This window comes from Rhodanobacter sp. OR92, from assembly GCF_000427545.1.
Lineage (GTDB): Bacteria > Pseudomonadota > Gammaproteobacteria > Xanthomonadales > Rhodanobacteraceae > Rhodanobacter > Rhodanobacter denitrificans.
In genome coordinates this window covers 593,241-604,656 of sequence record NZ_ATYF01000001.1, presented here as the reverse complement: position 1 = coordinate 604,656, position 11,416 = coordinate 593,241, and the positions used below count along the sequence as shown (strand labels likewise).

The window sequence follows — 11,416 nt, the reverse complement described above, 5'->3', positions numbered from 1 at the left end:
TTCTACTGTGTCACTAAAGACGTTTGATGCTCGGATGCGCCATGCCGCAGCAAGGACATCGCGCCAACTGTCGTGCGATCAGGCGGGCGAGACGAAAGTGTACGGTCGCGATCGAGAGCGGTTGATGGCGCTGCATCGGCCCCAGCCCCACGCGGGCGGAAGCCTTCGGGTACGGCAGGCGCCTTGAATCGTGCACGGTTTTTTTTACTGCCACGCAAGCGCTCCAACGTCAGGAAGCCGTAGGCCGCGATACACAGGCTGGCGTGATGATGAAAGCCGCGCCAGTTGCGCCCCTCGTAGTGACCCAAGCCGAGTTCTTGCTTGAGTTCCAGGTAGTCCCGCTCGATGCGCCAACGGCCCTTGATGGTGCCGACAAGGGCCTTGAAGGTCGTCGCTTTCGGCAACGTCGACAACCAGTAGCGTAGCGGTTCGGCGTCGCCGCCAGGCCATTCGATGACCAGCCATTCGGGCGCGCGATCGCGGTCGTCGTGGGCGGCGACCACGCGTACGCGGGCGAAGCGGCCGGACAAGGGTTCGGCGGAGCCCTGCCGCCAGGTAATGGTGCGGTACGCCCGCGCCGGCAACGCCTGCGCCAGCGCACGCACACTGATCGGCCGGTGCGCCGCATCGCGGCATACCCGCACGCGGGGGCGTCCACCACCCGTCGCAGGCGGTGGTGGCGTGGCTGGTTGATGCTTGCCCCACCACACCGCCGTGAGCGGCCTGACGCCCAGCGCGTAGATCAGGTCTTGCGTGCTCAGCGCATCGCGAAGCGTGCTGTCATCGCCGTAGGCGGCATCGCCCAACACGACGCCTCGCGGCACGCCCGCCGCGACGGCGGCGCGGATCTGCGCCACCGCAATCTGGTTCTTGGTCAGAAAGCCGACTGATGCGGGCACCCCAACAGCGGCACATCGCTGCGGGTCGTCGGTCCATTCGGCCGGCAGGTATAGCTGATACGCCAACGGCAGGCTGTTGGAGTCCGTCGCCAGCGACAAGCTCACCGCCACCCGACAGTTGTCGGTCTTGCCGGTCTGCCCGCAGTACTGCCGGGCTACGCCCACCGAGTGCCTACCCTTCTTCGGAAAGCCGGTGTCATCAATGATCCAGAAGCACGGTGTGGTTCCGCCGTGCGTCAGCACGGGCAGCACCTGTTCGGCTACGGCGGCCAGCAAGGCATCGTCGTTCCATGCCGACGTCGACACCAGGTGATGCATCGACTGGTGGGTCGCCCGTACATCTTGCGGCCGCACCCGTGCCGCCATCGGCTCCACGCTCTTGCGGCCGCCAGGCAGCATCAAACCCTGCAGATACCAGCGCGTGGGCGCCACCCGATCCGCGTGCCCCATGGCGATGACCATCGCTTCGCCATACCGCTCAAAGCGGCCTTCCAGACCGATGCCCATGACCCACCTCCTCGCAGGTTGCTAGAAGATGCCGTGATCATGCCATATATTTATTGACACAGTAGAACTAAGAAATAGTCCTTGTACAGCAGCTCGGTCACCATCTGGTTAACCGTATCCGCCACCTTGGCGACGGCGTTGTCTGACAGATTACGCTGCGCAAACGCCCCGGCCACTGCGCCACTGCTCACGGAGGCAGTGGTGACCGCATTAGCTGCGTCTCGGGCCTGACGGATTTGCTCGGTGGTTTTGTGCATACGATCGAAATCGGCCGCAGCGCGGACGGCGTCCTGCGTGGCCTGCTGATAGGCCGCGTCTTTCGCGGTCACCGCCGCCTGCTCCGTCGGCCATGTTGCTTGATTCGGCGATGCCTTCTTTGCCGCCTCCAAAGCAGCGTTGGCAGTTTCCAACTCTGTCTTAGCCTCGTCGCGCGCCGTCACAGCACTATCACTCTTCGCCTTGTACGTCGCCTCGGCCGCTTCGGCGGCATTGAGCGCCTCGGTGTTGGCGGTCAGTGAGGCAAGGGCCGAGGAGCTACCACCGGTCGTAAGCATGACCGCAGGCGCTGCAACCGACCCGGTGAGCTGCTCGGTCGCCAGGATCACCGCGGTCAGATCCTGACTGCGCGACATCAGGACGGCGACCTGTTCGTCCGAGAGCGTGTTATTCAGCCGCTCCTCGCAAATCCGATAGAGCGTGTCGCGCATCAACGTAATCGACTGCGTCCGCAGCCCGATCGAGCCAGCGACGCTATTTAGCGCCCCAGACGCGGCAAGGGCCTTAGACGGCAGTTTCGGGGCGCTAAACCCAAGAGCTGCGGCGTAGGCGGCAAGGGCGTCCGGGCTGGGCTCCGCGCAGTAGCGGGTCGCGGTGAACACAACCAGGCGCTGCTGTGCGTCTAGATGAACCGCCTTGCCACCGGTACCGGTTGGCACCGAGGTTGAGCGGCTGATTGTTTCAAGATTGGCGCAGCCAACGATTCCGCACAGGACCGCAAGGAGTACCACTGCACACGCACCACGTGACATGTCCATCTCTGGCCCCCGTGTACGTCAAGCGACCGGCGAGATCTCGCCGCCCGCAGCCCCCCGCGCCTCCTCTACAAGAGTTCATCCGCTTTTGTGACGGCGCCGTGAAGGCTCCAGGGTCGGAGTTAGGGTCACGCACACCCGGAGCCACCGAGAGAACCACGGCACCGGATTGCCAGAATGGAAATAATCATTTCCATCCGGACAACTCCCATGGGTTCTACCCCGTTTCCATGGACGGTTTGAGTAATGCTTAAGACGCGCTCAGCAGTGAGCTGCACTGGCCTCTTTCATGCCAGAAGATTGGCCTTCACTACCTACTGCAACGGTTGTTGATCGCCCACCCTACCCCCGATAACCCCATCTAATCGTATACGAATGCAGTGGCGTGCCAGTGTTCCGATTTATGCGCAACGTCGTGGTATCGCTCTGATAGCCGGTTGCGGTCGAGGCAACGGTCCTAGTGGATCTTTCGCAGCGAGCCGGACGATAGCATGAAGATTTGAGGTGGCATCGCGAGGCCATCCGCAACGCCGAAATGAGCTGAGATTTTTCCCACAACCAGGACGGAAAGATCGGCCCCCTGCCCTGTTCCCTCGGATCCGGGGTGCGATTGTCGCCTGTGAGGATGTTGCCCCCTCCCCCGCGCGTCACGACGGGTGCATCCAGAAGAATTGTGCGGCTGGTAACTTGGTGGCCCTACTGCCCGCATACTGTGAATTCCATACAGCAGGTCATATGAGATGCCGATCCAGCGCCGCGTACTGAATGCCTACACGGGGACAACCTATTAAGAAGGCCTTGCTCGATATCCGCGACCGAGACGTCACGCTCGCCTCAGCATTCGGCGTGTCGCGCCTCGAGGTTGATCTGCTGCGAGAACTTGCCAACAGGAACCAAAAGGTAGTCTTCATCGTCGGCACCCAGGGGGGCTTTACCTCTCCCGACTTCATCAAAGCGGGCCGCGAACTGGCGCTCGAGCTCCCCAACTTGGAGTTCATTGTCGACTTCCAGCTCGGCGACAGCATCCACCACAAATGGGCGCTGGCCTCCCCAGACACTGTGCTCCTGGGCAGCTCCAACTTTACTAGGAAGGGACTTGATGGCACCTGCGACTTGATGGGCACTGTGGCCGACAAGGTCCTGTATCGCTCCATCCAGGCTGACCTAGCGAGGGTTCGTAACCTTAAGGGCGTCTTTGCCGCCGACGATCCGAGGTTCGTCGCGGCCCAAAAGGCCTACGAGCTTCGGGCAAATCGCCTCCAAGACATCGAGCTTCAGAAAATCGCCGCCGGCATCAAGCGCAATCCGTATAAGGTCAACTTGCAACTCCCGAGCCTCGCAGAGTGGCTCGATAGCGATGACGCTCAGTCGCTCCGAATATTCGGGTATGAGCGCCCCTTGAACAAGAAGGAGATCAGCGTCGATGCTGGCGTTCGGAAGGCTGCAGAGGAACAGAGCCTTCCTCTGGGGGGAGTCGCCTCATACTGTCCTGATCGCGCGTTCGGCGGCCCGTTCCTCGACGTCAACGGAATCACGAAGGCTCGCCAGTCGATTCATCCTGCCCAAGTGCTTACCTCTGGCAAGTCCCGCGGCGTCACAGTGGTTCTGGCGCGCCGAGTGCCCTGGAGGGATTTCGGCTTCCGCATGACACCCGCAGAGGTGAAGCTGATCGCAGCAATCGCGGTAGAGAAGTCCGAGGGCCGGCTTTCGGTCTCGGAGATGCGCGCGGCGCTAAAGCCGCTCGCTGCAGCCCGCAAGCGATGAGACGTGTTCCACCCACCGGTCAAGTTTGGTTAGCAAGCGGGCATACAACAAGATCGCGCCTTTGCCCCCAAAGGCAGCTTCGGGCTAGCCATGTCGCTCTTGGATGAAGCACGCATGGAGTCGAAAATTGCCTCCTCTATCCCCGATAACACCGACTAATCCCTGACCTTTTCTGACGGAACGCCCGTATATATGTTGCCGTCGTCTATGATTATCGCGCCTGAACCGCCACGAACTCAGAACAGTTGAATACGCACCGCTCTTACTTCCGTTAGCGGCTCTCGTGGATTCGCCAAACAGAATGCATGAATCATCCATTCGGTCTTAGCCTGAGCAAGGAGGATCATGGCTGGGCTCGGACAACGGGCTTCGGGACTTTCGGCAATAGTCCTCATTGTGCGTATATCGAGCGGGCTTAAGATAGGTGGACCTTGAGGGTGGGTATGCCAGTCTCCTAGATAGACGGTCCCTCCCTTTGATTCCAAAAAAATGCGGTGCATCTGCTCCGTTTGATAACTGTGATCAGGCAAAAACGTCTCGCGGTGATGCTGAGCCTGTGGGCCAGGCCCGACTATTTCTGTAACCACTGCTGACTCATTACTCAGGTAGCCAGCGAGGATACCTCCAACCTCAAGAGGAAAATACTCATCTGCCAGCTCTTTCAGCTTGCACCCAATCGTCCGAGATATCCAAACGCTGTTAATGATTGGGGCAGTTCGCATGCGGCGGCAACCTATAGGCCTTCCACGCCGGAAGCTGTGGAAAACCGCTCTTGTCGCGCAACTGCAGTGTCGCGATGCTCCATGTATATGCGGGCTGCCCGCCGCTTACGCTCGCCGTGACCTGATCCATGACCACCCTAGTAGCTTGCAATGCGGTCTCTGTGAGGTCCACCTGTGAGCCTGTAAACGTAGGATCCAAACAACCAGGCGGCTGAATAAGGTCATCTTCCGGCGCGAGCGACAATGCTTCGATCGTGCCGTCTTCCAAGTAATACAGGTGGCACATCCAGCAGCATTTGGCAGAATCGGGACTGGCTATTCCTACGAGTCCTCCCCACGCCCCGTTTGTGGCGTGCATCCATACATATGGAACATGGTGGATCTGCGCCATCTCTGCGAGATACTGATTGACGCGCGTGGACGCCGTAGCGTCAAGAATGCAGGTCGAACCTTTGAAGATCGCCGCGTCAAGGTGGGCGCTATTCGCCGAATCCTGGTTCGGGTCACCAATCTTCATGAATTGCGACTCGACCTTCGTGTACGGAAAGTTGTTGGCGATCATCGAGTGCAAGCCGTGGACCTTCGGGTACCCGGCAGCTGTGCGTCCAATCTCCCATCGGATGGTGTTGCCGGCCTCGAGAACGTCGCCATCAAATAGTCGTAATGTGCCCACGCCAGCCTGCGCCAGGAGCTTCGCGGCGGGTGAGCCTATGCTGCCGGTGCCGACAAGGGAAACCACCCCTTGATTCAAACTTCTTGAAGAGGGGTTGCGTAGAAAGTAGTTGTCGCGACTTTCCAATTCCGCACGAAGAAGGCGCTTCTCCACTTTGCCCCTCTTGCCATCTGCGCCCATCTCTTGCGTCTTGGCAACAACGATTACGTTTCCGGCAATGCCGCGCCAAGTCATTTCATCTTCAAACAGAAATGCGACCAGGTCAATGCGAGGTCCTTTCTCTCCCCAGGGCTTTTGCCAAGCTGGCTGCTCCAAATCGGGATACAACTCAACGGCCCGCTGGTAGTAGAACGCGGCATCACCACAGGTAGGGCGCTGAGGTAGTTTGATCCACCGCCCCTGAGCGACTAGCGGGCCAGGATAGGACGCGTGCTGACGTGCGTCCGAAAGCGCAACCAGTTGTCCATTGGCATTGGTGACCTCCAGTGTGGTCGCCCGAAATGGACGGAAACTCTCCATGCCAATACGCAAGATGCCGCGTGCGCCCAATGCATCAAGCGAGAATGCCGGAAAGCCCACGAACGAGCCGAGCTCAGGCGTGAGGTAGACGGTAATCGGCTCCCCTTCCTTGGCTTCGAAAAGCTGGTCGCCGTCGGGCTCAGCCGGCTGGGAGGCGAGTAGCTCAGGAAGCTTCTCAGCGAGAAGGCTCGCCAGGGTGTCGGTCGCCGGAAGCCAGCGGTCGCCGCCGCGGTCAAGAAGACAAAGTTGCTTAGTTCCTGGTGTCTGGTGCCTTCGGAGCTCAAGGTTCGGGGCCACCACCATGGGAGGAAAGTAAGGGTAATTTGCTGGGTAGGTGCAGCGCAGTTCTATGGGGCGTTCTGCAGGAAAGGCAGTGAGATGCAGAATCAATTGCCCGGCAGCGAAGGCTGCCGGGTCGCTCTCGAAGAAAATGCCTCGGTCGCGGAGCGCTTGCTGCTCTTGCTCCCATCGCACGGGGTAACGCTCCCACCAAGGTGCCATCGCCTTCAACCTACGGGTCGATGACCGGGAGGAGACGGAGGGTTATGCGGCGGCTTGCCATGATCGGGCGGTCCCGGCGGCTTTCCCGGGTGCGAGTGATCGGGGTGCTCGGGGTGTCCGGGATGTCCCGGATGCGGGTGTTCGTGCTCATTCGCCATTTGAACGATTCCTCAACCGATGACACCTCAAGCGGTCGGTTCCTCGGGCGAGGTGTGGACCCGATGTAATCAATATTACATGGCTGAGTCTCACCACTTGAGACCCTCGATCTTTAGCTTGTGGCCCCTGCCCTACCTTCGATAACTTGGCCTAATCACGAAGCTCACGCTGCGCCTCCGCTTTGGCTATCCGTCATCGCTGCATTTGACGAAAGGCGACACCGACCGTGCCGGCGCTCGTACCCGAACGGTAAGGTAGCTATACACAGAAAATGTGACACGCTGGACCGGATCACGATGCGTCTCTCTCTGACTTCTTTCCTGCGCTGGTTCCGTCAACGCCTTCATCGAACGCGTTGGCAATGAATCGGACGAGCCTATCAACCCGTCCTGAACGAACCATATCTTGGGGTGATATGTCGCCCAGCAGGGGATTGCTGACGCTGAACCACTTCGCTGCCTTATCGACATCTCCCCCAAAAAATTCGGCGACGAGGTTGCACGCATTGCCGAGTTCGTTGAGCTGGTCATAATCGACCACAAGAGGCGTGTCTTCAGTCGAAATCTGAAGGAACTGCAAGACTCGGTCGGGATGGAATTGAGCACCGCATCCGAAGCTAAGGTAGTCTCGTTTCGGAGTGTTGTGGACTCGATCAATATCCGCCATACGAAATCATCCTCCGAACCACTTAAACTGAATGGTCGACTGAATCACCCCGAAAATCACAGAGTGACGCGAAACCTGGACACGCACCTCGCTCGTACCTAACCTCGATGTACACCTCCGGAGAGCCAGCGATCCATGATGACGCGCCACCCGGCGGGCCATGAGTGTGACCGACCTTGAAGCCAATCCAAGGCTTTTTGAGGGAGGCATGGCAAAACTCGGTGCCAACCCCACGATGGTTGCCGCTTCAAACCCACGATGCGCTCACCAGAAACTTCGAACATTGCATCCATGGCCGCAATGAGGCAGACCCGCCGAGCCGAGGGATTGATCATGGTTCGAAATGCATGTAACTCGAGGTCCGGCTCGGCGCACGGCGGGACACTGTGGCAGCGAAAATAGGCGGACCCGGTGATCAAGGACGAGGGCAACGCCTGAGTGGCTACTGGCGGCGCCGTCACGGTGTCCCACGACGATGCACTGAACGCCAGCAAGTCCCGCCAGACAACTATAGAGCCGGACGCGTCGAGTCGGCCCTGTCCGTTGGAGTAGTGCTCGTGCCAGGCGTCCATGATCCGTACCTCGGCACCAAACACCGCCTCCCTCACATAGGCCGGTACCCTCTCCCAGTCCTCAATCAGACGAGCTACCTGACGATCGGGTCGCCTCATCAGGCTACCGTGTAGCTTTCGACTGGCCCGTGACAACAAGGCCCATGCCCCGCCGACCGCAGGCACCTCCAGGAGCGGTACCTGATGGACGGCACAGGTAGTTCTCCAACTTTGCAGCCAGTGCTCCTGCACACACTGGGCCGTGACGTAAGGCGCTTCGGACAGGCAGATGAGACAAGCGCTTCGCCGGCATCCTGGCATCAGAAACCACGGCGACGACGGCCACCCAACCGCCTGGAGTGCCATCGAAGAAACACCTGTCAGGTTTGCCATGGCGAGACGCCATGAGCGCCCCTCAGGGAAGTCCGGATCCTTGGCGAGGGCGGCCGCCACCTCGGGATAGCGGTGAGCCAGGGCATCATCAAATACGCGGCGCTCCATGCCCAGTTGGCTTAGTCGAAGAAACAGCCAGGATGAAAGCACCTCTCCTTTCCGTGGGAGACGATCAGTGGCGTTTTCATGCATGCCCCACTTCCTCAGCGGCCGGTGCGCTACTGTTCGTCGGCCCCGTCATCGTCGTTTCCACGTAATGGCTCGAAGTCCGACTGAGTTCCTGCAATGCCTGACGAAGGAGGTCGACCGTAATCTTCTCGATCCCCTCGACCACTGCCCACTCCGCAGCCTGTCGGATCAGGTTGATCATTCGGCGCATGTGTCCGTTGGAGAACCTAACCAGCAGAGGCAACAGATCCGGGCCGGCGAAATTCGACGGGAGTTTCAGCGGGAGACGTGATTCCAATGTAGCCAGGAAATTACGCAGTTCCTCCGTCTCCTCCCATGGCGTCAGCCAGTGCCGCGTGAAGCGCTGCTCCAACTGATCGTCGGCCAGGACGCAGGCCTCTACCGACTTGATTCCAGCGCCGATGACGGAAATGGGAATATTCGCGATATCCCGGATCGCCACCATGTGCTCGGAGAGGTGCGTCATCTTGGGACCAAGAAAGTTGTGAAATTCGTCGATCGCCAAAGCCCGCGTCTCGGAATCGCGCAACGCGTCGATAGTTTGCTCATGAAGGAACTCGGGCTTATCCGAGATGCAAAACGGGATACCTAGATACTTAAGAACGCGGACGTACAAGAGTCTTCTGTCACTCACGATCTGTGGCAGGTTAATTCGCACGAGGCCGCCTCGTCGGTAGCGCGCCTGCGACGCTTGCACGTAACGCCTTTCGGCGAAATCCAGAATGGATGTCTTCCCCATGCCGGGGGCCCCGACCATTAATAGGCACTTCGCCCTGACGCCTGCAGGGGTCTGCATGATCGTTTCGATCTCCGCAAGTACCGCCTCACCGCGAGCGTACGGGATAAAGCGATCACGTTGGATATAGCTGATGCGCTCCTCAGTCGTCGCATCAAGGCAATAACGGATTTTCGGATGAATGTGAGACGAGGCCATCACAAATCTCCTTCCGCCCAGTCGACAACTGCAGGCTTGTCGTAATTCACTCGGCGCGCTATCGATGACGGTGGGTGCGATGCCTTGCCGTCGTTCGGTGCGGCCGGATGTGATGCGGCGGTGGCTATCTGTGCCTGACGTAGCCGCTCTGCCCGGCGAACGTTCCGTGTGGTTCGCTTCGATGTCGCCCTTCGACCCTCTCGATCTCTCAATGCCTGGAAGTGTGCTTCATGCCCGAATTCGTCGCGATGAATACGCCTAGCTTCGCGGCGGCGGTACAGATGTTCGAATAAGGGCAAGGCTTCTTTCGATGGATCAGCAAACGGAACGTCGATGTAGGAGCTGTCTGCAATCTCCACATAGACACGTGAAATGTTGCGCGCGTCGTACTTCACCCGGAACTTGCGACCTGCCCCCACATGAGGGACCAATTCGCTCGTCCAGTAGCGCTCGGCAAAAATATGAATGCCGTTTGGACTAATGGCGCGCTCTTCGTACGGAAGGAAGTCAAGAAGTAGCTGACGCGCATCGGTCACTACGGACGGCAACACAATGCCAGCCTCAGTCGTGTGTGCGAGCTCCCAAGCTTTGTCCGGAGACATCTGTAGCGTTTCGTGCCACTCCTTATGAAAAAAGGAGATGATCTGCATCGCAACCCAGATCTCCGCCTCAGGCAGGGTCATTTGTGCGTCTTTGGTGGGGTCGTACTCCCTACGGTACTTAACGCTGCTGCCGCTTGCGCCCGCCTCGTCGGCCGCAGCGAATTGAATCTTCCCGATGCTACGCTCGATGATCCCACCTTCTTCCTTGTTTCCAGGATGACGGGCTTTGAGCTCGATGCCCCGGGCCTGACAACCGCTGTGAACGGCGGTGCCGGTCAATTCGCGGGCACCATCGACCTGCAGTTTTTCGAAGACACCGAACATGGGCCACGATAAATGCCCGAGGTTGCGCTCAGCCAGCCACTGGTCCTTCGGAAGGATTGCATGGTGCATTGCAAGCGCCACGCTCGTGGCGCAAGGCGGTTCCAGGGAGAGATAAAACCCAAGAACAGCCCGGGTGTGACAGTCGACGATAACCGTCAGGAACGCCCGTCCAATGTCCTGCCGTGTCTCCGAGTCGACGATGAAAATATCGAGCGGCGTGTGGTCACACTCGACAAGTGCCAAGGCGGTGGTGGTACGGATGACTCCCGCCTTGGCGGACGTACGCTCTCTAGCGCGTTTGAAGCCAAGTCGAGCCCTTAGCGCCAACTCGCGCGCGTATAGCTCAACGCGTTGGCGAATTGTTTCACGTGACGGCACTTCAAGCTTTGCTTCGTGACATGAGAGCTCGATGGCTACCCGAATGGGCTTGAGCCCGGAAGAACATTTGCTACGAACCCTCTTCTTTAGTTCTTTTTGCACAATGCTTTCGACGGCGGGATCAAGCTTAAACGTGCCCCTCTTGGGTCCGCGTGGGCGACTGGCAATGGCAGCGGGGCGGGGGCACTGTTTCAGTTGTCTTATAAGGCCTTGAATCCGTCGCGGTTTCAACGATAGCGTCTCGCACAGGCTATCCATCGCAACCTTTGTCAAACGCTCGATGCCCTGTACGTACGGGCGCAGAGTTCGTTCCCGAAGGACTGCCTGCTGCAAATAGTCTTTGGGAATGCGGTCCGCCGCACGAGGTTGGGTTACTCCTGGAAGGATCATCGGTACGATGTCACCAACCTTGGCCTGACTCTCGGCCCCCGTGACGACGTCGCGCAAGAGCAGGTGCTGCAATGAAAGGATGTGGACGATTTCATATGGCCGACCGGCCCAACGGACGTAATCGCCCGGTTCAAGCGTCACCTGGGTGGCGAACGCCGTGTTTGCTGCTTCGTTCATGAGTTACCTCCAGTGCTTTCTCGGCTGGAGGCCAGGC

General features: G+C 59.2%; 7 protein-coding genes. 1 reads left to right on the top strand and 6 read right to left on the bottom strand.

Annotated features, from left to right (window positions below; all coding sequences use genetic code 11):
* Positions 1-2 precede the first annotated feature (2 nt).
* Positions 3-1,361, bottom strand: coding sequence for an IS701 family transposase (locus tag RHOOR92_RS0103040; protein WP_155950204.1), 1,359 nt, complete (start codon positions 1,359-1,361; stop codon positions 3-5).
* Between the two features lie 95 nt (positions 1,362-1,456).
* Positions 1,457-2,440 (bottom strand): hypothetical protein, encoded by a 984-nt coding sequence (locus RHOOR92_RS0103035; RefSeq protein ID WP_155950200.1) that lies wholly within the window; start codon positions 2,438-2,440, stop codon positions 1,457-1,459.
* 795 nt (positions 2,441-3,235) lie between these two features.
* Between RHOOR92_RS0103035 and RHOOR92_RS0103030 the strand changes: the two genes are divergently transcribed.
* Complete coding sequence (locus tag RHOOR92_RS0103030) at positions 3,236-4,201, top strand: phospholipase D-like domain-containing protein (RefSeq protein ID WP_027489554.1); 966 nt, start codon at positions 3,236-3,238, stop codon at positions 4,199-4,201.
* A 699-nt stretch (positions 4,202-4,900) separates the two neighbouring features.
* On the opposite strand, the gene RHOOR92_RS0103025 is transcribed toward RHOOR92_RS0103030, so the two are convergent.
* From RHOOR92_RS0103025 to RHOOR92_RS19165, 4 genes are all read right to left on the bottom strand, one after another.
* Positions 4,901-6,616, bottom strand: a complete 1,716-nt coding sequence (locus RHOOR92_RS0103025) for a ThiF family adenylyltransferase (protein ID WP_081660208.1) — start codon at positions 6,614-6,616, stop codon at positions 4,901-4,903.
* Between the two features lie 450 nt (positions 6,617-7,066).
* The gene (locus RHOOR92_RS19525) at positions 7,067-7,441 is read right to left on the bottom strand and encodes a hypothetical protein (RefSeq protein ID WP_155950199.1); all 375 of its coding nucleotides are present in this window, start codon (positions 7,439-7,441) and stop codon (positions 7,067-7,069) included.
* A 1,128-nt stretch (positions 7,442-8,569) separates the two neighbouring features.
* Entirely contained in the window at positions 8,570-9,508 is a 939-nt protein-coding gene (locus tag RHOOR92_RS0103010) for a TniB family NTP-binding protein (RefSeq protein WP_027489552.1), read from the bottom strand.
* On the bottom strand, positions 9,508-11,379 hold the full coding sequence (locus RHOOR92_RS19165) for a Mu transposase C-terminal domain-containing protein (RefSeq protein ID WP_081660207.1): 1,872 nt from the start codon (positions 11,377-11,379) through the stop codon (positions 9,508-9,510). Before RHOOR92_RS19165 ends, RHOOR92_RS0103010 begins: the two co-directional genes overlap by 1 nt.
* Positions 11,380-11,416: the final 37 nt, after the last annotated feature.

Excerpts from the sequence above, each read along its gene's own strand:
- RHOOR92_RS0103040 (WP_155950204.1), bottom strand. The coding sequence starts at position 1,361 with ATGGTCATCGCCATGGGGCACGCGGATCGGGTGGCGCCCACGCGCTGG.
- RHOOR92_RS0103035 (WP_155950200.1), bottom strand. The coding sequence starts at position 2,440 with ATGGACATGTCACGTGGTGCGTGTGCAGTGGTACTCCTTGCGGTCCTG.
- RHOOR92_RS0103025 (WP_081660208.1), bottom strand. The coding sequence starts at position 6,616 with ATGGCACCTTGGTGGGAGCGTTACCCCGTGCGATGGGAGCAAGAGCAG.
- RHOOR92_RS19525 (WP_155950199.1), bottom strand. The coding sequence starts at position 7,441 with ATGGCGGATATTGATCGAGTCCACAACACTCCGAAACGAGACTACCTT.
- RHOOR92_RS0103010 (WP_027489552.1), bottom strand. The coding sequence starts at position 9,508 with ATGGCCTCGTCTCACATTCATCCGAAAATCCGTTATTGCCTTGATGCG.
- RHOOR92_RS19165 (WP_081660207.1), bottom strand. The coding sequence starts at position 11,379 with ATGAACGAAGCAGCAAACACGGCGTTCGCCACCCAGGTGACGCTTGAA.